Origin of the sequence: Bacillus sp. 005/A4HT-01/001 (genome assembly GCF_004634445.1) — a bacterium.
Lineage (GTDB): Bacteria > Bacillota > Bacilli > Bacillales > Bacillaceae > Bacillus > Bacillus altitudinis.
The window spans coordinates 349629-370037 of sequence record NZ_SEIZ01000004.1 but is presented as its reverse complement, the minus strand read 5'-3'; the positions used below and the strand labels follow the sequence as shown (position 1 = coordinate 370037).

The following is a 20409-nucleotide window of genomic DNA, read 5'->3' as shown; positions in this document are numbered from 1 at the left end:
TTCAAAAAAGTTCATAAAAGGAGTTGAATATTTTTTCAGTGTGTATATAATGTATATATAGTGTATATACAATATTTCATTGCGAATACCAGTACAGAAAAAAGAGGTTTTTATATGCAAATTACGATTTCTAACCATTCTAAGGAGCCTATCTATGAGCAAATTACGACGCAAATCAAATCGTTGATCTTAACGGGTGAGCTTGCAGAAGGTGCGGGACTGCCGTCTATCCGAAAGCTGGCGAAGGATTTACAAATCAGCGTCATCACAACAAAACGTGCATATGAAGAGTTAGAGAAGGCAGGATTTATTTATTCGATTGTCGGTAAGGGATCATTTGTTGCCGAGCAAAACCTAGAGGTCATGAGAGAGAAAAAATTGAAGGTGATTGAGGAACAGCTTGGAGCGGTTGTTACAAACGGCAAGGAATTAGGCTTATCTTTTGATGAATTGCAGCAGTTATTAAAGTTCTTGTATGAGGAGTGAGATGAGTGGAGCACGTGATTGAATTCAAAGGAGTATCAAAACGGTTCAAAGACTTTTCTGTGCAGAATCTTGATTTACAGGTCAAAAAGGGCTTTGTTACTGGGTTTATTGGAGAAAATGGAGCCGGTAAGTCGACCACGATTAAAATGATCATGAATTTGTTAAAACCAGATTCTGGTGAGATTAAAATTTTTGGATTAGATTATCGTACGCATGAAAAAGAGATTAAGGAACGAATTGGCTTTGTTTACGATGCTAACGTTTTTTTCCCAGGATTGAGTTTAAAAGACATCAAACGTATTGTGGCACCTGCCTATAAACGCTGGGATGATAGGCTATTTTATCAATATATTGAACAGTTTGGCTTGCCGCTTCATAAAGCGATTAAAACATTTTCAAAAGGGATGCAGATGAAGGCATCGCTTGCGATTGCGCTGTCGCACCATGCAGAGCTGATTATCATGGATGAACCAACTGCTGGTTTAGATCCGGTCTTTAGAAGAGAGCTGCTCGGCACGTTACAAGAATTGATGATTGATGGAAATCGAACGATTTTTTTCTCAACGCATATGACGACTGATTTAGATCGCATTGCGGATTATATTGCGTTTATACAAAATGGAAGATTGGTCTTTCAACAGTCGATTCATGAGGTGGCGGAGAATTATGTGCTGGTGAAGGGGAGCCTGGATTTGCTGGATCGAGACACAGAAAAGGCGTTTATCCATATTCAGCGTACGGCAGCCGGATTTGAAGCATTAACAGATCGGATTGATGAGGTGAAACTTATTTTTGGGGATGCTGTTGTGATTGAACCGGCGTCGCTTGAGGATATCATGTTTTATTTGAAAGGCGGGGTTGCGCATGTTTCATTTAATTAAGCGTGATGTGATTTTGCAAAAGAAGCAGTTACTTATTTTTATTCCGTTTATCTTATTTTTCATTTTCATGGATGTCCATCCAGTATTAACGTTTCTAGTCGCTAGTGTCTTCATTCCATTTAACACATATGCTTATGATGAGAAGGCAGAAACGAATATTCTATTAAATTCCTTGCCCTATACACGTAAAGAAATTATCGCATCACGTTATCTTGGCGCCATTTTCTATATGAGTATTGCGATCGTGCTGACAAGTGCTGCATTATTTGTGTTTGGGAAGCTGTTTTCGCTGTCAGATATTGCGATTGGCAGCGGGTTGTTTTTATTGTTCGCAGCATGTACGTTTCCATTGTTTTATATCTTAAAGCCTGGTTATATCACAACGGCAGTGATCATTGGCTTTATCGTATTATCTGCTATGGGACCGCCTGTTGTTCTCTATTTAGCAGAGCAATTCAGTGGGATCACTGATTTTATCATGAATTTATCGATCCCTATTGTATATACGGGGTCAACTGTACTGATTATGCTCATCTACTTGCTATCTTGGGGATTTTCTACTGCGATTTACCAGAGGAAAGTGTTTTAAATCAGATGATCACATCATTTATAGAGAATCATTCATTTTGAGGTAGGCCTTTCAAAATGGATGATTCTTTTTTGCATCCGGTGAAATTGACATCCTGCAGAAAACAGGTTATTGTTATTTAACATAATGTTAATTATTTTTAACATTATGTTAAATAAAACATCCTTTAAGAAAGGAATCTGAAATGGAAATTAAAAATAGAATGAAAGTATTACGGGCAGAAAGAGACTGGACACAAAAGGATTTGGCAGAGAAGTTAGGTGTGACTCGTCAAACTGTGGCAGCGATTGAAAATGGTAAATATTCTTTGTCTTTAAAACTAGCATTTCAAATTGCGAGAACATTTGAAGTAGATTTATATGACGTTTTTCAAGAGGTCGACAAGGAGGAACAACAGCGATGATGACAACGATCATACTTTATTCTCTGATTATCCTTTCTATCTTAAGTACGGTCTTTCAATTTAAGAAAAGCCGTGAATATAAACAGGATGAACGGGGTCAATTTATTTTAGCGAAAGCTGGAAGTTTTTCAATTGTAGGTGTGGCATTAGCCTATATATTGGTGGCTGTCATTCAAGTTTTTGTTCATGAATTATCATCTCCAACGGAATGGTTTTATATAGCGATTACGTTTATGTATGTATCAAGTGTTTGCGCAAATACAATTGGCATTATCTATTGTGAAAGAAAATACTAATCTTTTATCTGCGGATGCAAGCTAGGGTACTTCATCATGAAGGGAAGAAAAAATAATGAAAAAATTACTGAAAATAATGCTGATTGCTCTATGTACCATTCTGACTGTCTTGGTTGTATTTGTAGCCAGTGTTTATGTTGTGAATCTAATTAGTAATGAAAGAGAACAGGGGAAAATAGAAGCTTATGGGCAAAAGGTCTTGGTGGATGGGAAGCAGATGAATGTGCTCATTCAAGGCGATGGGAAAGAAACGATTGTCCTTCTACCAGGGTATGGAACTGCTTCACCCGTGCTTGATTTTAAACCGTTAGTCAAGGAGTTATCGCCATATTATAGAGTCGTTGTGATTGAACCGTTTGGTTATGGTTTAAGTGACGACACAGATAAAGTAAGGACAAGTCAAAACATTGTGGATGAGATTCATGAATGTTTGCAGAAACTCAACATTAAAAAATATACGCTCATGGGTCATTCGATTTCTGGCATCTATGGATTAGAATATGTGAATCAATATGAAAAAGAAGTCCAAGCCTTTGTTGGCATTGATACGAGTGTTCCTAAACAGGAAACGGATGAATTGCCAGTCTCCAGCTTACAGTTGCTTCATCAATCCGGCTTTTACAGATTGATAGTGAAAATGAATCCAGAACAACTGGTGATGCCTAAAGTAGATGATCAAACGAAAGCTCAGATTAAAATGCTGACTTTCCGAAATTTTTTGGATGAAAGCCAAGCTAGTGAGGCAGAAAACTTTAGAAACAATTTTAAAAACGCTCAACGTCTACATTTCCCTAAGAAGCTTCCTGTTGCTTTCTATCTAGCGGATCAAACGGAGAAAGAAACACCAAACTGGAAACCAATGCATGAAGAGCTGCTGAAAAATGTAGACCACGGAAAAATCGTTACTTTCAAAGGCGGCCATTATTTGCATCATACGAAATCAAAAGAAATCGCAGATGGTGTGAGGGAGTTTCTATCGAACAACGAGCGCTCACGTTAGCGTTTTTCCTCCTCAGCTGGACAGATGAAACATCGCAATTTTGATCAAAACGAGTGAACTGATTTGTTTTATGATCAAGAAGAGGTGAGGGAGATGATGTATAGTCGGGTGACGCAAGAGGTGATTTCTTATTTGGAGTCGCATTTGATGGATGAACTGTCGCTGAGACAGGTGCCTGAGAAAGTAGGATATTCACATTTTCATTTGCTGCGTGTGTTTAAACGAGAAACCGGGCTGTCGATGGGGGAATATGTGCGGAAACGAAGATTAGCTACGGCTGCACAGCTTCTTTTGTATACGGATCAGGGGATTTTAGACATCGCTTTTTCGTTACAATTCCAATCGCAGGAAGCCTTTACGCGTGCTTTTAAGCATCTGTATTCCTTACCTCCCGGAATGTACAGGTCCATGATGAGAGACATGCAAATGAAAAAGGAGGAAGATTCGATGACATTACATGAAGCAGTACCTGGCTGGGGTTTGAGTGGTTCACATCCGCATATGTATGAGATGGGTGTTGATACAGCAGAATTTCATACGGGAAAGCAATCAGGTGTTTTATCATCTAAAGAAGGCGTACAAGAAGGACAGTTTGCGACGATGATGCAGGGGTTTCAAGCAAAAGAGTATGCAGGTAAGCGGTTGAAGCTCTCTGCTTTCTTGAAAACAGAGAATGTATCTTCAGCAGGAATTTGGATGCGGGTAGATGACGGAAAGGGTGATACGGTGCAGTTTGATAATATGCAGAATCGACCTGTGACAGATTCTACGGAATGGAATCAATATGCCATCGTATTAGATGTTCCTACGCGCAGTGAATCCATTCATTTTGGAGTGTTACTCAGCGGTCATGGAACAGTCTGGGCTGACGGTTTTCGATTTGAGGAAGTGGATGAGAAAACACCTACGACGAATATGGAGGAGGCCTCGGCTCTGCCAGATGTGCCGATGAATTTGCATTTTGAGCTTGAGGAGACCGTGTGAGCGGTCTTTTTTTGTTGTATACAAATCTGCATGAACCGTTTATAATGAAAAATATAAATAAACATACCGACGGTCGGTATGTAAAAGGAGGCGTTTGAACTGGCGCGAAATAAGTATCCAGAAAAGACGGTGCAGCAAATTTTGGACGTGTCGACAAAGTTGTTTCAGGAAAAGGGATTTGAAAAGACAAGTTTGCAAGATATTATCCATGAATTGAATATGTCTAAAGGGGCTATTTATCATCATTTTAAATCGAAGGATGAAATATTACGCGGCGTGATGGATCGGCAGTTTCGTTATGCAACCGAGAAGCTTGAGGAGTTAATTGAGCATACGGAGGCAGCTCATGCGAAAGAGAAGCTGCAGCTTATCCTGGAGCAGCTTGTGGCAGACCCGCAGTCTCATTCGATTGATGGGATCTTGGTTGATCAGATGAAAAATCCGCAATTTGTGATTGAAGGCATGAAGACAGGTGTCAATCAGGATGCTTTGAGAATCAAACAGTTAATCATTGAAGGGATTGAAGATGGTTCGATGGAAACTGCGTTTCCTGGTGAAGTGGCAGAAGTATTTCTGCTTCTTGTGAATATATGGTTGAATCCCACATTGTTTGTACGCAATCATGAAGAAACGGTCCAGCGTTTGTGTTTTTTAAAGCAGATGATGAAGGGGCTTGGCGTGGATATTGTGAGTGATCTATTTATTCAAAAGGTGACAGCGCACTATGCTGAAATTGGCGGGTATGATCTGCCCGAAAGATAAAGAATGCCAACTGATAGGAGGATGACGTATGATTCATTTTATGAAGGTTGAGCTAAGAAAAGGTCACATGAAGCAGTATATTCAAGCTAGTTTCATCGCGAGTATTGTGCTGCTAGTATTCATCTATTTTATTGCGTTTGCTGCAAAAATTGAACGCGAACCGGGTTTTCAGCAATATACGAATATTTATTTGTTAACGAGTACAGTATGGATGATCTTTTTTTCTATCATCACAGCTATGCTGTATTGGCGTGTAGGCAAGACTGTTTATCAGGAACGCACATCCAATTCAGTGAGATTCCTTTCTCATATGATATGGATGGTGTGCCTTTCAACGTTTGCGATGATGTGCAGTATCATTCCTTCGTTTGTTGTGTTTAGTGTGACTGAAATGTTTTTCCCTATAGTTCACGATACGTTGACGGCAGGTGCTCTATTGCAATTGATGAAAACGTACTTTGTGTTTATTGGGTGTGTCCATGCGATTGGGATGATTGCGATGAGAATAGGGTTGAGGAAGAAATCTGTTTTGATGACCGTCCTGACTGCAATTGTTTTATGTGCTGTTTTAGGAAATGTATCGCTCGCCATTTATGGCAATGATCAAATGAGCCTCATCCTGTCAGGAGTGATGATTGCAGCAGTCCTCATTGTGATCTTGGAATTGTGGAGCCGCATCGGCCGGATGCAAACGAGGTAATTCATGATGGGAAAAGGAGGGAGACATGTGAAGCATACGGTTCGAATTGAAGAAGTCATAGCGCAACTTTCTTTAAACTGGCTGGTGGGAGATGTTCGCCTTCATCACCATGATCATCCTTATGTATTGATAAAGCAGACCACCAATCATGTATTCCCCCATCGGTATTTACTGCATCATCAGGTGCGGGGAGACAGGCTGGTGATTCAAGATAAAAGAAAACGAGCGATCAGCTTGGGGCTTCATCTTCATCAAACGAATTTGGAGATTTACCTCCCTCAGGCACAGTTACAGTCCTTGTCTATTCATTGTAAAGGAGCAAATCTACTTTTGGATGGACTGAAGGTGAAGGAGGCTGACTGCCAATTGATTTCTGGAAAGTCCATGTTTACGGGAGAAATCAAGCATCTGCGCTTGCAGACAGTGGGTGGACTTATCTCTAGTCAACAGCTCAACACGCAGACATTGAGCCTGCGTACTACTTCGTCAAAAGTGGAGATGGTAGGTGCTTTTTCAGATATTGATCTGAATTTAATAGGCAGAAGGGTACAGATACATTCAAAGGCCATGTTGCATTCGCTCAAATCGACGTCAACTGGATCATCTGTCAAAGTGGCAATTCCGGAAAATGATGGATTTATTTGTTATGTGAAGAAAAGATCAGGTACTTTTCACAATGACTTTCCTTGTGTTGATGATCAGGATAGAATGGTTTATAAAAATGGAGGGAAAAGCTTTGAGGTCGATATAAGGGGAGGTTCTTTTCTATTAAGTGATGGTCATTGAAGCGATGATGATCCTCTGATTCGATATATCAATATAAAATAATTTGAATATCTTTTTATGTCAGAATATTTTGTTAATATTGTTTTCCTCAAAAAAACAATTGTTTTTTAAGGGTAGATTTATTATGATAATATACATCGAAAGATTGAAGATTTTGAATCAGAATGAAAATTCTGATTTTTTATTTTTTATGTTGTTTGTTGATGAGGGGGAATAGAAGTGGCTCAAAAGGAATTAAAGAGAGGGTTAAGTGCTCGTCATATTCAAATGATTGCGCTTGGCGGCACAATTGGTGTTGGCTTATTCATGGGGTCAGCTAAAGCCATTCAATGGACAGGTCCATCGGTTCTTCTAGCGTACGCAGTGTGTGGTATTTTTATCTTTTTTATTATGCGTGCGATGGGAGAAATGTTGTATCTTGAACCGAGTACGGGATCGTTTGCTACATTTGGGCATCAATATATTCATCCGCTTGCGGGGTATATGACAGCTTGGAGTAACTGGTTCCAGTGGGTCATTGTTGGGATGTCTGAAATTATCGCCGTAGGTGCTTATATGAAATATTGGTTCCCTGATTTACCAGCGTGGATTCCGGGATTAATCGCCATGATCATTTTAGGTGCGGCCAACTTGATTTCGGTTAAGTCATTCGGTGAGTTTGAATTCTGGTTTGCGATGATCAAGATTGTGACGATTATTTTAATGATCATTGCAGGTTTAGGCATTATTTTCTTTGGGTTTGGCAATGGTGGAACAGCGATTGGTTTGTCTAACCTTTGGGCGCACGGCGGATTCTTTACAGGTGGATTTAGCGGTTTCTTGTTTGCATTGTCCCTAGTGATTGCTGCCTATCAAGGGGTAGAGCTCATTGGGATTACTGCAGGTGAGGCGCAAAATCCGCAAAAGACGCTGACAAATGCCATCAAAAGCATCATCTGGCGTATTTTGATTTTCTATATCGGTGCGATCTTTGTCATCGTAACGGTGTATCCGTGGGATCAGCTGAATACGCTCGGCAGTCCATTTGTGGCGACGTTTGCGAAAATTGGAATTACGGCAGCAGCAGGTATTATTAACTTTGTTGTCATTACAGCAGCGATGTCCGGCTGTAATAGTGGAATCTTCAGTGCAGGACGTATGCTTTATACATTAGGTGTGAATGGACAGGCACCTGCTTTCTTTACAAAAATTTCGAAGAATGGTGTACCGTATTTCGGGACATTTGCTGTGCTGATTGGTTTAGCGGTTGGGGTGGTCTTAAATTACGTTTCTCCGCCAAACATTTTCGTTTATGTGTATAGTGCGAGTGTCCTTCCTGGTATGGTGCCTTGGTTTGTGATTTTAATTAGTCACATTGGCTTCAGAAAGGCGAAGGGGGCAGCGCTTGATCAGCATCCGTTTAAGCTGCCGCTTGCGCCATTTTCTAACTATTTGACAATCGGATTCTTGCTGATGGTGCTTGTGTTTATGCTGATTAATCAGGATACACGAATTTCTCTTATTGTAGCAATTGGGTTCTTGATTTTAGTGGCGCTTAGCTTTTTTGTATTTGGAATTGGTAAACGAAAACCGATTGAAACAGCTTCTTCTGATCAAACGGTGGAATAATCAAAAGCCTTGCGGAACAACCGCGAGGCTTTTGTCGTTTACAGAGAAGCTTTGACACGCTGAAAGACATCTGGAAAGTTGGTGAAAAGACCGGTGACGCCGTACTGCAAAAGCCGTGTCATATCTGCCTCGCTATTGACTGTATATGGGTGAAGGAGGAGTCCATGGCTTCTGACCTGCTGTACATTTTCAAGTGTCAAAGCTCTAAAATTCGGTCCGATCCCCACTGCATACGATTTGATGAAGTCGAGCTGATCATCTGTAATAGACGTCATTTGCGCTCTATCTAATAGCTGTACTTTTGGAAGCCGAGGGGCGAGTTTCTGCAATTTTAATAGACTTTCTTGGCTGAAAGATTGGATGATGACCTGCCCTTTTCTCGTATGTTTTCCAAGAAGGTGATGTTTCTTTAAGACGGCCAATAGCTTTTCTTCCATTTGTGGATAGATGTCTGGTTTTTTGGTTTCAATATAATAATTTTCTCGTTTACCGAAGTAGCGTAATACCTCATCTAATGTGAGGACTTGCTGTCCAATATAGTGGGCATTTTGTTTGTCGGGGTTGGCTTCGTTGAACCATGTACCGGCATCAAGCTGTTTGATTTCGGCAAGTGTGAGGTCTTTGACCCAGCCTGTTCCGTTTGTCGTCCGGTCAACCGTTTCATCGTGCATGACGATGAGGTGTCCATCCTTTGTCATTTGAAGGTCGAGTTCGAGGTAATCTGCATTCATCTTTGTGGCGAGCTTGTAGGAAGCCAGGGTATGCTCTGGGGCATACCCTGATGCTCCGCGGTGTGCAACGGTTAAAATGCGATCTGGAGATAAAAGATGTTCATGTGCCGATATGGTGGTCGGCACCCAACCAAAAGACAGTAAAGCAAAAGAGAGTAACACGAAAGCAAGTAATCTACTTTTCTTCATATTTTATCCTCCTTTTACGGTAACTGCCTCCATCATAAGAAATAGATGTAAAGGGCATGTTGGGCGGAGATGAATCTTTTATGTGATTTTCATTAAGCTTGCTCTACGCGCTTTCCTGTATTCCATGTCATGGCGAGGAACACAATCGCAAGGATACAAGAACCAACTAGTAAAATGAAACCTCCTGTCCAGTCATAGTGATCGACGACGACACCCATCATGGCATTAGCGAAAGCAGAGCCACCAATATATCCAAAGAATCCTGTCAGCCCGGCAGCAGTGCCAGCGGCTTTTTTCGGAGCGAGATCAATGGCTTGCAGTCCAATGAGCATGACGGGTCCGTAAATTAAAAACCCGATGCTGATGAGGGCAATATTATCAACCATTGGATTGCCAGCAGGGTTTAACCAGTACACAAGAACCGCAATTAACACGCCAATCATAAAGAGGACGCCAGCAGGTGCGCGGCGGCTTCTAAAGAAGCGGTCACTAATCCACCCGCACAATAATGTACCAGGGATGCCTGCATATTCATAAAGGAAATAAGACCAGCGTGAATGCTCTGGTGAGAATCCTTTTGCTTCTGTTAAATAGGTAGGTGCCCAGTCTACGACCCCGTAACGGACAAAGTACACAAAGACGTTGGCAATGGCGATATACCAAAGGAATTTGTTGTTGAGTACATATTTAAACAAAATCTCTTTTACGGTTAATTCTTTTTCTTGATCTTCATATTGTTGTGCCGGATAGTCATTTCGGTATTCTTCAATTGGCGGAAGACCAGCGGATTGCGGGGTGTCCCGTACGAGAAGAATGATGACGAAGGAGACGATAATGGCGATGATGGCAGGGAAGAAAAAGATACTTTTCCACGTCGCAAACAAAACAATTCCTAATGTAATAAGCGGTGCAAGAATCCCCCCGCCGATATTGTGAGCGACGTTCCAAATCGACATTTTCGTTCCACGTTCACTCACTGAAAACCAATGCGCCATCGTTCGTCCGCATGGCGGCCACCCCATTCCTTGAAACCAGCCGTTTAAGAACATGAATAAAAACATGATCCATACACTGGATGTCACCCATGGAAATGAGACAAATAGAATATTGATAAGAGCTGATAGAAAGAGTCCAGCGGCTAAAAAGTATCTTGGGTTACACCGGTCTGAGATCATCCCCATAATGAATTTACTAAAGCCATAAGCGATTGAAACGGCCGCTAGTACAAAGCCTAATTCACTTTTTGTGAACCCCTCTTCCTGTAAATAAGGGATGGCAAATGCGAAATTTTTGCGCAGCAAATAGTAGCCCGCATATCCGATAAAGATCCCCAAAAAGACTTGCAGCCGCAGCCGTTTATAGGTTTCGTCTGTTTTGGCATCATCGAGCCTGTCGATATGCGGAGCTGGTTTAAACCATTTGAACATAAACATCCTCCTCTTGTAGATATGACTGAAACAAAAGTACGAGGTCTGTCTTTGATCTTGTACTTTTTCAGAGACAAAAGAATTGATAACGCTTTCTTTTGTACTCCCATCATATCGGATGGAGAAGATGTTTATGATGAGGCTTTTGTCATTATTTTGGAAAAACAGTTCATGAAGTGATGAAAAAAATCCGCACAATGGCGGATTTTTAATAGTGGTTAAATTGATACATCAATTTTTGCAGATTTCTTTAGTTGATCAATTTCTTTTTGTACTTCTTTTTGCTTTTCTTGAGATTCTAACTGCTTCTTGATTTGTGATTTGACGTCTTTGAAATCAGGTGCTTTTTGTTTTTGCTTTTTCATTTGTTCGGCGTATTGGTCATAGTACGCTTTGACGTCTTTTTCAGACACAGAGGCTGATTTAATTTCTTTGTCGACATATTGGCTGTATTTGATGCTGTCGGCAATATCACTTTTCAGCTGATCCATTGTCAGTCCGCTCTTTTTGAGTGCTTCTTCAAATTGAGCATTGTCTTTAAATTGTTTCTTTTCTTCTTTTAGCTGCTTATCGACTTGCTTGTTAGAGGCTTTATAGCCCTTCTTCTCAGCATCTTGCAGGATGAGCTCTTGACCTACTAGCGCATCAATGGTTTGCTTCTTGACTGCTTTTGCGCCTTCTTTAGATGTTGGGTCTTGTCCTGACTGCTGAAGTTGACCTTGAATGGTTGATAGGGCGCTATTGTATTCATTTCCTGTGATTTTATCTTTGTTGACGGTCGCAACGACCTTTTGATCATCAATTTTTTGTGCGTCTAATTTCTTTTGCATCTCTTCCATTTGCTTTTGCTGCTCTTTTTGGTCAGCCTGTGTTGTTTCCTTGCTTTTTGCTGAATCGTTTTGCTTATCCTGTTTCGCATCGTTTGATGAGCAGGCTGCAAGCCCCACTGATAACAGACAAGCAATGAGTGTATATGATACTTTTTTCAATTATTTTCTCTCCCTTCGGTATGAGAACATCTAGTGCGCATTCTAACCGTTTTAGAGGAAAAATAAAACCGTACAGATGAATTGTTAGCGGATTGACATGTTTTTTATCTGTTTGTCCTCATTTTGTCTTCTCATAGTCATCATATGACAGCTTAAATTTGAAATAATTGTTCCATCGCTTCGTCGAGATTGGTGATCGGCTGGCGGCAGCTGTAGTTTTCACAAATATAGACCGTCGTGCTGTCGTTGATCGTTTTGTAATCTTTTGCAAAAGGTGCGAGCCTTGCTAGTTCTTGCCCTGTTTCGGCAGTTAAAATGAGATCAAATGGCATGAATCGTTTTTGCAATGCTTGTAGAAGCTGTTCTTTTTGCGGATCGCCCTTTTTCCCGAGAATAATGATTTCTCGTTTTACGGCATATTGGCTTAATAGTCCTTGTAAAAAGGCGGTATGTCCGCTTGGATAGGAAGAGACATCGACGTAAAAGGCGCTGAACATCTTCTCTAGTGTTTCGATCCAGTCTTGACGTCCGATCATTCTGCTTAGTTTCAGAAGGTGTTGGAGTGCAGTACTGTTACCAGACGGCATGGCCCCGTCGTATACTTCTTTTTCACGAACGATAAGCGCTTCTGCATCTGAGCCTGAGAAGAAAAAGCCCCCGATTTGCTCATCCCAAAATAGTTCAAACATATTTTCACCAACGGCTCTGGCTTTTGTCAGCCAATCTAGGTCAAAGGTCGCTTCGTATAAAGACATATACGCTGTGAGCATGTGCGCATAATCCTCGATAAAGCCTAGATGCTTTACGTCCCCTTCCCTGTAGCGGACCATGAGCCGTTCCTGCTGGACGAGGTGTGTTTCTAGAAAAGACATTGCCTGTTTTGCTATGCGGATAGCCTCTTTTTCATGAAAGACACTCCCTGCTTTGGCAAGTGCGGAGATCATCAGCGCATTCCACGATGTGAGTACCTTGTCATCGATCAGCGGTGCAGGTCGCTGCTGTCTTACAGTGAGTAAGATGTTTCGAGCGAATTGCAGTTTAGAATAAAGGGTTGGGTCGTCGATTGAATATGCTGCCTTGATGTCATCAAATGAGGTGGAAATGGTATGAGGGATGTTCTGTCCTTCAAAATTTCCTTCCTCTGTGATGTGGTAGACCGCACAAAATAAAGTGCCGAGGTCATCACCTAAATGAGTCATGATCTCCTCTTTTGTCCAAACGTAATATTGCCCTTCCTTTCCTTCCGAATCGGCATCGATTGCCGAATAAAAAGAGCCATCACGATTCATCATGTCTCGTTTGATAAATTGAATGAGGTCTTGGACAAGCTTTTCGTACTCAAGGTGTTGAGTGATTTGATAGGCTTCGGTGTAGGCATCTATCAGCAAGGCGTTATCATACAGCATCTTTTCAAAATGCGGCACAAGCCATTTTTCATCCGTTGAATATCGAGTAAATCCAGAACCAATATGATCATAAATACCGCCGTTTGCCATGCCATTTAATGTTTTTGTGACGGCATATAACGCATTTTCTTGCCCTGTCCATTCAAAATAACGCATGAGAAACGTGAGCATATGAGGTGCGGGAAATTTAGGCGCAGAACCGAAGCCGCCATACAGCGTATCAAAGCTGCTCATGAGCTGATAATAGGCTTTGTGAATCGACTCCTGAGTGAGCGTATTTTCTGTCTGCCCTGCTGCCTTGATCCGTAAATTATTTGTTGCCTTTTCTGCCAATGATTCAATATGATCACGATCGTTGTGATACGCATCCAGCAATTGCGTCAGTGCTTCAATGAAGCCGGGATGGCCGTAAGCACTTCTTTTTGGAAAGTATGTCCCCGCATAAAACGGCTTTTGATCAGGCGTGACAAACACGTTGAGCGGCCAGCCGCCTTGCCCGGTCATCATCTGACAAACGGACATATACATCGAGTCAATATCTGGACGCTCCTCACGATCAACTTTGATTGAAATGAAATGCTCGTTTAGGATGTCAGCGACTTGTTGATCTTCAAAGCTTTCGTGTGCCATGACGTGGCACCAGTGGCAAGTGGCGTAGCCGATGCTGACAAGCACCGGTTTATTTTCACGTTTCGCTTTGTCGAATGCTTCTTGTCCCCACGGGTACCAGTGAACTGGGTTGTGGGCGTGTTGAAGGAGGTAGGGTGATTTTTCCGTGATGAGTGGGTTGGGTGTTTGGTTGTTTGGCATGGAATCACCGTCCTTTCTAAATGTTTTTAGTATTTTCTTTTCTCTATTTAATATATCAGATTGTTGATGCCCGTCATCATTTGTCTGTGAGGTATTCCCAAAATGAAAAAAACAAGGGTTATAAACCCTTGATCGATTCATTATTTCACTTTTTAACTACATCAATCGTAATGTTTTAACAAGATGGCTGAATTATGTCCTCCAAAACCAAAAGAATTGGATAGTCCATATTTCAATGAAAGCTGTCTCACTTCCAATACAACATCTAAGTTACAATCTGGATCTTGCTTCTCTACATTAATAGTTGGCGGAATCAATCCTCGTCTCAAACTTTCCACTAAAGCAATCGCTTCTACTCCGCCAGCAGCACCAAACATGTGCCCAGTCATTGACTTGTTCGCCGTTGTTGGAATTTCACCTGAACGATCACCAAATAATTTCTTAATCGCTAGAACTTCTGAACGATCACCTACTTGTGTACTTGTTGCATGAGCACTAATAACATCGATTTCACTTGTTGATATATTTGCACTTCTCAATGCTTTCTTCATGGCTAAGTAGGCACCCCTACCTTCTGGGTGTGAAGCGACCATATGATGAGCATCTGAACTAGCTCCGTATCCCACTACTTCACATAATATCGGCGCATCTCTAATAATTGCGTTTTCTAATGATTCTAATACTAAGATACCTGCGCCTTCACTCATCACAAAGCCATCTCTATCTGTATCGAATGGGCGGCTGGCTCGACTTGGGTCTTGGTTTCTAGTAGATAGTGCATGTGCGTTTCCAAAGCTAGCCAAAGATATCTGATTGACGGCAGCTTCTGCTCCACCGGCAAATATAATATCTGCTTCATCGTTTCGGATCGCATTGAAAGCTTCACCAATAGAAGTGTTACCGATAGAACAAGCTGTGACTGGTGACAATGATGGCCCTTGTGCGCCTAATTTGATGCTGATTTGGGCCGCAGCTGCATTTGAAATCATCATTGGGACAAGGCTAGGGCTTACTCTCGAGGGACCTCGTTTATCTAATACATTCACCTGATCAACAAGCGATTGTATGCCCCCGATTCCTGAACCAACATATACGCCTAAACGTTCAAGATCTACTTGATCTAACTGTAATTGTGATTGTTCTAATGCTTGTTCGGCTGCTGCTAAGGCAAACTGACTAAAACGATCTAATCGTTTTGCTTCTTTTCTCCCTAATATTTCATCTGCATCGAAATCACGAACGATTCCAGCTATTTTTGTTTTATAATCAGTCGTATCAAAAGAATCAATGTGAGATATTCCCGATTGTCCTTTAATGAGTTGATTCCAAAAGCTATCTATATCATTTCCAAGTGGAGAAATAACTCCCATTCCAGTAATAACAACTCTTTTCATGATCATTCCCTCCTTGTTTTTATTAACTTTAGCCATTGTGTTATCCTATTACAAGTTGTTGTTTATCCTAGTATAATGAATAATATTTTAAAGGGAGATCTGAATGAAACCTGAAACAAGACTTCAAGCATTATCAGAATTTCTAAAAAACCAACGTTCAAAAATTACGCCTCAAATGGTTGGTTTACCTGTAGGAACCCGCCGAAGAACACCAGGGCTCAGAAGAGAAGAAGTAGCTCAACTAGCCGGTGTGAGTCTTACTTGGTATACATGGTTAGAGCAAGGCAGAGATATAAAAGTATCTACTTCGGTATTAGATGCGATTTCTAGTGCGTTACAATTAAATAACGATGAAAGGAGATATTTGTACGCTTTAGCGTTAGAGGAAGGTGTGAAACAATCCTATATCATTGAGAATGAGAAGGAAATCAGTCCGGCTTTAGTGAAAATTTTGCAGGAGCTTCGTTATTGTCCAACGATTATATCTGATAGAAGAAGTCAGATTGTTGGGTGGAATCAAGCAGCAGCTAATGTATTTTTGGACTTTGAACAAATCATCCCGGCAGAAAGAAATATCATCCGCTTACTATTCGCAAGAAAGGAATTTAAAAGTTTAGCCGTGAATTGGGAGCATTTTGTAAGAGGCTATATCGCCATATTTAGAACGTATTATGGACAGTATGTGGCGGATGACTGGTATGAGCAATTTATAGAAGAAATGGAGCAGGCATATCCTGAGTTTCGTAAAATATGGAATGAAAATGAGATCAGCTATGCACCTGAAGTATTAATTGAATTTCGTCATGCTAAGGTAGGGAAAATGTTGTTTAATCTCACTTCATTACAAGTGTATGGGGATACTGATTTAAGATGCAGTGTCTATACTCCAGTTGAGGATACTGAAACGGAGCTTAAGTTAAAACGTTTAATTGAAGGGTAGCTATTGTTTGGAGAGAAGAATAGATTTGAGGTATCCTTCCATGTTCAGAAAGTAAATAAATTAGGTATTTATGATAGAAATTATTTTTTTACTTCTTAAAACTTAATCATGACATTTAGCTTCTTTGGGTATCGATGCCGTCTATTCGCTTATCTAATACAAAATAATGAGAACGGACAGAGATAAAATGGATTATGTTTATCAGAAAGAGGTATCCTTCCATGTTCAGAAAGTAAATAAATTAGGTATTTATGATAGAAATTATTTTTTTACTTCTTAAAACTTAATCATGACATTTAGCTTCTTTGGGTATCGATGCCGTCTATTCGCTTATCTAATACAAAATAATGAGAACGGACAGAGATAAAATGGATTATGTTTATCAGAAAAAGGAAAAGAAAAACGGTAATTGTGTCATTTCCGTTAGAGATAGATGGGAGAACTCAATTATTGAATTTGAAAAAAAGCAACATCATATTGATATAGTGGTTAATTACCGTAATGATAAGACTACGAAGTATTCAATACCAATAGACATTTTTGAAAAAGTTTACGACGATCTGCAAAGAGGTAATTGAGGGGATTTTGGGTCCTTCAACTACCTCCGTGTTACATTTATATTCGCTTTTCTATTCATAACTTCAATTGATCTTTGCTTAACCAAGGTTACGCTTCTACAATCTCTAATAACACAGCATTTTGATGTAACTTGTCAATTCTCCTCTACCTCTCCACTAGTACATATTGTAAGTTTTCTAATTCAAACATATCAATCAGTTCATCGATCCCTTTAAAATCGATATGTTTTCCAAACCGTTTTTTGCTTAGGTCAATTTCTACATCTAATTGATCGTCCTTTTCTTTCATTTCGAGTCCATCTAGACAAGAATAGATTTCGATGGTTTCTCCTTTTGACAGTTCTTTTTCAATGAATTTAAAAAGTGCACGAAGAGAATGAATGATGCCTAATTCATAAACAAAAGGATGCGTGAATTTGTCTCTTACCTCTTCATAGACGGGATCTAGATAATCAATATGAATGCCTTCGAAATCCTCTTCTGTTTCAAATACTTCTATCAAAAGATCTTCCTTTTGATAGGTTTTATGCTTTTTTTGTTTTTTATCAAACATGCTGATATTGAGTTCAGAGAATGGTTTATAGGTAGGATTTTGACCAATGGTACCAAGCGGCAGTTCTTTGTTTGATCCAATATAATGCTGTAAAGTCATGGGTTGCCCTCTTTCCTTGAAATATTCCTTATAGCGTTAATTATTTCCTTTTTACCAATTTAGAGGTGAATATGCAATGGCTTGACATATCGGTATTTCTAGATATACAATGTCTTCCATGGAACCTATTGATGTGTTTAAGGCATTATCGAATGAAACAAGGTTGAATATTTTAAAGTGGCTCAAGGAACCTGAGAAGCATTTTCCTAAGCAAGGCGCTCATTTACCGAAGGAGGTTAGTTATAAGGGGGGCGTTTGTGTTGGGGATATTCAAGAAAAGGCGCAAATTTCTCAATCAACGGTCTCTAGCTACTTACATTTGATGCAAAAGGCTGGTCTGCTTGAATCGGTACGGCATGGACAATGGACATACTATAGACGAAATGAAGAATTTATCCAACAGATCGGACAATATATGAAAACAGAGATCTAAAGGATGTGTGATTTCTGTTTTTTTCTATTCTATATATCTGTTTATCTAGATATATAAATATTTGAATCAAAGGAGATTTGATGATGCGTTTAATTTTTTATGTGCTTGCACTATTAGCCGGTGCGGCACTTAGTTTTGAAGGAGCCATCTATGCGGAGCTTGGGAAGTCGATCGGACAGTTAGAAACGAGTTTTTATAACTTTTTTGTCGGTTCAATTATTATGGGGCTATTGTGGCTCTTTGTTGGCAAAGGTGACCTTTCCTATACGTTGAAGGCACCAAAATGGTCGCTATTTGGCGGAGCGATGGGGGTTGTGTATTTAACGTCTATTGTGGTGAGTGTTCCATTCGTTGGTGTGGGGGTAACGATGGTTGCTGTCATTATTGGTCAGCTGCTGATGAGTATGGTGATTGAGCATTTTGGCTGGCTTGGGAGTCAGAGAACGAGAGTAAACAAAGAGAAGGTATTTGCGGTCATTTCGATGATCATTGCCCTTATTCTTATTCATTAGGAGGAAAGTCGATATGGCATTATTGTTAATTTTATTTACTTTCATCGGAGGCATTACGTTAAGTGCGCAATCTTCCATAAACGGTACGTTTAGCAGGAGAGCGGGTACGATTGAAACGACCTTTTTGACCTTTTTAACGGGTACGATGTTTTTGACCATTCTGATTTTATTCTTTGGGAGCGGCCATCTGTTGAATCTCTTGCATGCACCAAAGTGGCAGTTGAGTGCGGCTTTTCTTGGAACGGCTTATTTAATCCTGACAGTGATCGCTGTTCCGAAAATCGGTGTCATTGCTGCGAATATTGCGGGGATTGCTGGTCAGCTTGTCATTGGAATGGTCATTGATCATTTTGGCTGGTTCCATAGCCTAATGATTTCACTTGATCTCAAACGCATATTGGCATTGTTCTTTATGCTGATCGCTCTTTATTTTATTTACAAAGGAAATAAGCGCTCTCGAGAGGAAGCGAATGCTTAAAGAGAACGGGCTGCTGCGACATTTGCTCTCAGCAGCTCTTTTATACTGATTCATCATGTTTGACTAAATACCTGTCAGGGTATACTATCTGATCATAGGGAAAAGAGAAAGGAGTGTTAAACGTGGAGTATAATCAGCAGATGAAGAATCGTCTTCGCCGGATTGAAGGGCAGATTAAAGGGGTTCTTGCGATGATGGAGCAGGGAAAGGATTGCCGCGAGGTGGTGACACAGCTATCTGCATCACGCAATGCCATTGATCGTGCAATGGGTGTGATTGTGAGTACAAACCTTGAACAATGTGTCCGTGAAAGTCTTGAACAAGGCAAGGATACAGAGGGGCTTGTCAAAGAAGCGGTTGAGCTCTTGGTGAAAAGCCGGTAAGAAATTCCTCAGCCTTTGGAGGTTGACGAATTTTTTTACTTGTTATAATATACCCTTACCGGTATGTGTATATATTTTTTGTTTTCAATATACCCCCACGGGTAATTTATATAAGGAGGATCATGATGGAGGAACAGAAAAAACGAACAACAATTGTTTTATTTAGTGGAGATTATGATAAAGCGATGGCCGCTTATATTATTGCAAATGGCGCAGCAGCTTATGATCACGAGGTGACGATTTTTCATACTTTTTGGGGGCTGAATGCCTTGCGTAAGGAAGAGATGGTGCCACTGAAGAAGGGATTTTAGAAAAAATGTTTGGCAAAATGATGCCGCGTGGCGCTGATCGAATGGGGCTGTCAAAGATGAATTTTGCAGGAATGGGACCGAAGATGATTAAGCATGTGATCAACAAACACAATGCCATGACCCTGCCGCAGCTCATTGATATGGCGAAGGAACAAGACATCAACCTCGTGGCATGTACGATGACGATGGATCTTTTAGGGCTACAGGAGAACGAGTTACTAGCAGACATTCAATATGCAGGTGTGGCAGCGTATTTAGCAGAGGCAGAAATCGGGAATGTGAACTTATTTATCTAGGGAGGTGTTCATACATGATTCAAACGCTTTTGCTCATCATTGTGATCGCTTTGCTTGTGAGCCGTTTTCTTCCTGTACGGGGTGTGAAACAAATGGATGCAGCTCATCTGAAACCTAAATTGCATAGTCAGCATCAACAGCTGATAGACGTACGTTCTCCTTTAGAGTTTCAAACAAATCATATAAAAGGATTTCAAAATATCCCCTTACCACAGTTAAGGAATCGAGCGCATGAGCTTGAGAAAGACAAAGAAATTTATGTGATCTGCCAAAGCGGGATGAGAAGTATGCAGGCGGCTAAATTGTTAAAAAAACAGGGATTTACCCACATTACGAATATCAAGGGTGGCATGAATGCTTGGCGATTATAGGTATAAATAGGCTT

General features: G+C 40.5%; 24 protein-coding genes and 1 pseudogene. 19 read left to right on the top strand and 6 right to left on the bottom strand.

Annotated elements, in window-relative coordinates:
• The first annotated feature begins 114 nt into the window (after positions 1-114).
• The 11 genes from ES896_RS14495 (at position 115) to ES896_RS14445 (ending at position 8495) form a co-directional block, all read left to right on the top strand.
• Positions 115-486, top strand: coding sequence for a GntR family transcriptional regulator (locus ES896_RS14495; RefSeq protein ID WP_008343911.1), 372 nt, complete (start codon positions 115-117; stop codon positions 484-486).
• 5 nt (positions 487-491) lie between these two features.
• Positions 492-1367, top strand: a complete 876-nt coding sequence (locus ES896_RS14490; RefSeq protein ID WP_048001365.1) for an ABC transporter ATP-binding protein — start codon at positions 492-494, stop codon at positions 1365-1367.
• Positions 1351-1956 (top strand): ABC-2 transporter permease, encoded by a 606-nt coding sequence (locus tag ES896_RS14485; RefSeq protein WP_035702971.1) that lies wholly within the window; start codon positions 1351-1353, stop codon positions 1954-1956. Before ES896_RS14490 ends, ES896_RS14485 begins: the two co-directional genes overlap by 17 nt.
• A 184-nt stretch (positions 1957-2140) precedes the next feature.
• Positions 2141-2359, top strand: coding sequence for a helix-turn-helix transcriptional regulator (locus tag ES896_RS14480; protein WP_048001364.1), 219 nt, complete (start codon positions 2141-2143; stop codon positions 2357-2359).
• On the top strand, positions 2356-2655 hold the full coding sequence (locus ES896_RS14475; protein ID WP_048001363.1) for a hypothetical protein: 300 nt from the start codon (positions 2356-2358) through the stop codon (positions 2653-2655). The genes ES896_RS14480 and ES896_RS14475 overlap by 4 nt, the downstream gene beginning before the upstream one ends.
• Positions 2656-2710: 55 nt before the next feature.
• On the top strand, positions 2711-3655 hold the full coding sequence (locus ES896_RS14470) for an alpha/beta fold hydrolase (RefSeq protein ID WP_135226934.1): 945 nt from the start codon (positions 2711-2713) through the stop codon (positions 3653-3655).
• A 93-nt stretch (positions 3656-3748) separates the two neighbouring features.
• Positions 3749-4639, top strand: a complete 891-nt coding sequence (locus ES896_RS14465; RefSeq protein WP_057078675.1) for a helix-turn-helix domain-containing protein — start codon at positions 3749-3751, stop codon at positions 4637-4639.
• 129 nt (positions 4640-4768) lie between these two features.
• A complete protein-coding gene (locus tag ES896_RS14460) occupies positions 4769-5401 on the top strand; it encodes a TetR/AcrR family transcriptional regulator (protein WP_008343904.1) in 633 nt (210 codons plus the stop codon).
• A gap of 28 nt (positions 5402-5429) precedes the next feature.
• The gene (locus ES896_RS14455; protein WP_048001360.1) at positions 5430-6101 is read left to right on the top strand and encodes a hypothetical protein; all 672 of its coding nucleotides are present in this window, start codon (positions 5430-5432) and stop codon (positions 6099-6101) included.
• A 27-nt stretch (positions 6102-6128) separates the two neighbouring features.
• Positions 6129-6887, top strand: coding sequence for a DUF4097 family beta strand repeat-containing protein (locus tag ES896_RS14450; RefSeq protein ID WP_048001359.1), 759 nt, complete (start codon positions 6129-6131; stop codon positions 6885-6887).
• Positions 6888-7106: 219 nt separating this feature from the next.
• Positions 7107-8495 carry an amino acid permease gene (locus ES896_RS14445; RefSeq protein ID WP_039169359.1) on the top strand — a complete coding sequence of 463 codons (1389 nt, stop codon included), beginning with the start codon at positions 7107-7109 and terminating at the stop codon, positions 8493-8495.
• 38 nt (positions 8496-8533) lie between these two features.
• Here the strand turns inward: ES896_RS14445 and ES896_RS14440 are convergent, their stop codons facing one another.
• The 5 genes from ES896_RS14440 to fabF all read right to left on the bottom strand — a co-directional run bounded on the left by ES896_RS14440 (position 8534) and on the right by fabF (position 15441).
• The gene (locus tag ES896_RS14440) at positions 8534-9415 is read right to left on the bottom strand and encodes a glycerophosphodiester phosphodiesterase (protein ID WP_135226933.1); all 882 of its coding nucleotides are present in this window, start codon (positions 9413-9415) and stop codon (positions 8534-8536) included.
• A gap of 92 nt (positions 9416-9507) precedes the next feature.
• Positions 9508-10842: a glycerol-3-phosphate transporter gene (gene glpT / locus ES896_RS14435; RefSeq protein ID WP_008343899.1), complete on the bottom strand. Its 1335-nt coding sequence runs from the start codon at positions 10840-10842 to the stop codon at positions 9508-9510.
• 218 nt (positions 10843-11060) lie between these two features.
• Positions 11061-11831 carry a SurA N-terminal domain-containing protein gene (locus tag ES896_RS14430; protein WP_135226932.1) on the bottom strand — a complete coding sequence of 257 codons (771 nt, stop codon included), beginning with the start codon at positions 11829-11831 and terminating at the stop codon, positions 11061-11063.
• Between the two features lie 152 nt (positions 11832-11983).
• Complete coding sequence (locus ES896_RS20470; protein ID WP_135226931.1) at positions 11984-14047, bottom strand: thioredoxin domain-containing protein; 2064 nt, start codon at positions 14045-14047, stop codon at positions 11984-11986.
• A 161-nt stretch (positions 14048-14208) separates the two neighbouring features.
• A complete protein-coding gene (fabF, locus tag ES896_RS14420; protein WP_135226930.1) occupies positions 14209-15441 on the bottom strand; it encodes a beta-ketoacyl-ACP synthase II in 1233 nt (410 codons plus the stop codon).
• Between the two features lie 103 nt (positions 15442-15544).
• Between fabF and ES896_RS14415 the strand changes: the two genes are divergently transcribed.
• Together ES896_RS14415 and ES896_RS20305 are read left to right on the top strand one after the other, a co-directional pair.
• Positions 15545-16381, top strand: coding sequence for a helix-turn-helix transcriptional regulator (locus ES896_RS14415; RefSeq protein WP_008359338.1), 837 nt, complete (start codon positions 15545-15547; stop codon positions 16379-16381).
• A 368-nt stretch (positions 16382-16749) separates the two neighbouring features.
• Positions 16750-16959 carry a hypothetical protein gene (locus tag ES896_RS20305; RefSeq protein ID WP_116307348.1) on the top strand — a complete coding sequence of 70 codons (210 nt, stop codon included), beginning with the start codon at positions 16750-16752 and terminating at the stop codon, positions 16957-16959.
• Between the two features lie 145 nt (positions 16960-17104).
• Here the strand turns inward: ES896_RS20305 and ES896_RS14405 are convergent, their stop codons facing one another.
• On the bottom strand, positions 17105-17611 hold the full coding sequence (locus tag ES896_RS14405) for a hypothetical protein (protein ID WP_135226929.1): 507 nt from the start codon (positions 17609-17611) through the stop codon (positions 17105-17107).
• A gap of 118 nt (positions 17612-17729) precedes the next feature.
• On the opposite strand from ES896_RS14405, the gene ES896_RS14400 reads away from it, so the two are divergent.
• From ES896_RS14400 to ES896_RS14375, 6 genes and pseudogenes are all read left to right on the top strand, one after another.
• Positions 17730-18044 (top strand): ArsR/SmtB family transcription factor, encoded by a 315-nt coding sequence (locus ES896_RS14400; protein WP_008343888.1) that lies wholly within the window; start codon positions 17730-17732, stop codon positions 18042-18044.
• 83 nt (positions 18045-18127) lie between these two features.
• Complete coding sequence (locus ES896_RS14395; RefSeq protein ID WP_135226928.1) at positions 18128-18556, top strand: DMT family transporter; 429 nt, start codon at positions 18128-18130, stop codon at positions 18554-18556.
• 13 nt (positions 18557-18569) lie between these two features.
• Positions 18570-19034 carry a DMT family transporter gene (locus tag ES896_RS14390; protein WP_135226927.1) on the top strand — a complete coding sequence of 155 codons (465 nt, stop codon included), beginning with the start codon at positions 18570-18572 and terminating at the stop codon, positions 19032-19034.
• A 122-nt stretch (positions 19035-19156) separates the two neighbouring features.
• On the top strand, positions 19157-19417 hold the full coding sequence (locus ES896_RS14385) for a metal-sensitive transcriptional regulator (RefSeq protein WP_003217059.1): 261 nt from the start codon (positions 19157-19159) through the stop codon (positions 19415-19417).
• A gap of 125 nt (positions 19418-19542) precedes the next feature.
• Positions 19543-20024, top strand: a pseudogene (locus ES896_RS14380) (DsrE/DsrF/DrsH-like family protein).
• A gap of 14 nt (positions 20025-20038) precedes the next feature.
• A complete protein-coding gene (locus ES896_RS14375; RefSeq protein WP_017358718.1) occupies positions 20039-20395 on the top strand; it encodes a rhodanese-like domain-containing protein in 357 nt (118 codons plus the stop codon).
• Positions 20396-20409: the final 14 nt, after the last annotated feature.

What these genes read in the sequence shown, in the direction of transcription:
- ES896_RS14405 (WP_135226929.1), bottom strand. Translation starts at nt 17,611, where the DNA reads ATGACTTTACAGCATTATATTGGATCAAACAAAGAACTGCCGCTTGGT.
- ES896_RS14440 (WP_135226933.1), bottom strand. Translation starts at nt 9,415, where the DNA reads ATGAAGAAAAGTAGATTACTTGCTTTCGTGTTACTCTCTTTTGCTTTA.
- glpT (WP_008343899.1), bottom strand. Translation starts at nt 10,842, where the DNA reads ATGTTCAAATGGTTTAAACCAGCTCCGCATATCGACAGGCTCGATGAT.
- fabF (WP_135226930.1), bottom strand. Translation starts at nt 15,441, where the DNA reads ATGAAAAGAGTTGTTATTACTGGAATGGGAGTTATTTCTCCACTTGGA.
- ES896_RS14495 (WP_008343911.1), top strand. Translation starts at nt 115, where the DNA reads ATGCAAATTACGATTTCTAACCATTCTAAGGAGCCTATCTATGAGCAA.
- ES896_RS14390 (WP_135226927.1), top strand. Translation starts at nt 18,570, where the DNA reads ATGGCATTATTGTTAATTTTATTTACTTTCATCGGAGGCATTACGTTA.
- ES896_RS14400 (WP_008343888.1), top strand. Translation starts at nt 17,730, where the DNA reads ATGGAACCTATTGATGTGTTTAAGGCATTATCGAATGAAACAAGGTTG.
- ES896_RS14470 (WP_135226934.1), top strand. Translation starts at nt 2,711, where the DNA reads ATGAAAAAATTACTGAAAATAATGCTGATTGCTCTATGTACCATTCTG.
- ES896_RS14480 (WP_048001364.1), top strand. Translation starts at nt 2,141, where the DNA reads ATGGAAATTAAAAATAGAATGAAAGTATTACGGGCAGAAAGAGACTGG.
- ES896_RS20470 (WP_135226931.1), bottom strand. Translation starts at nt 14,047, where the DNA reads ATGCCAAACAACCAAACACCCAACCCACTCATCACGGAAAAATCACCC.
- ES896_RS14475 (WP_048001363.1), top strand. Translation starts at nt 2,356, where the DNA reads ATGATGACAACGATCATACTTTATTCTCTGATTATCCTTTCTATCTTA.
- ES896_RS14395 (WP_135226928.1), top strand. Translation starts at nt 18,128, where the DNA reads ATGCGTTTAATTTTTTATGTGCTTGCACTATTAGCCGGTGCGGCACTT.
- ES896_RS14375 (WP_017358718.1), top strand. Translation starts at nt 20,039, where the DNA reads ATGATTCAAACGCTTTTGCTCATCATTGTGATCGCTTTGCTTGTGAGC.
- ES896_RS20305 (WP_116307348.1), top strand. Translation starts at nt 16,750, where the DNA reads ATGGATTATGTTTATCAGAAAAAGGAAAAGAAAAACGGTAATTGTGTC.
- ES896_RS14415 (WP_008359338.1), top strand. Translation starts at nt 15,545, where the DNA reads ATGAAACCTGAAACAAGACTTCAAGCATTATCAGAATTTCTAAAAAAC.
- ES896_RS14485 (WP_035702971.1), top strand. Translation starts at nt 1,351, where the DNA reads ATGTTTCATTTAATTAAGCGTGATGTGATTTTGCAAAAGAAGCAGTTA.
- ES896_RS14455 (WP_048001360.1), top strand. Translation starts at nt 5,430, where the DNA reads ATGATTCATTTTATGAAGGTTGAGCTAAGAAAAGGTCACATGAAGCAG.
- ES896_RS14465 (WP_057078675.1), top strand. Translation starts at nt 3,749, where the DNA reads ATGATGTATAGTCGGGTGACGCAAGAGGTGATTTCTTATTTGGAGTCG.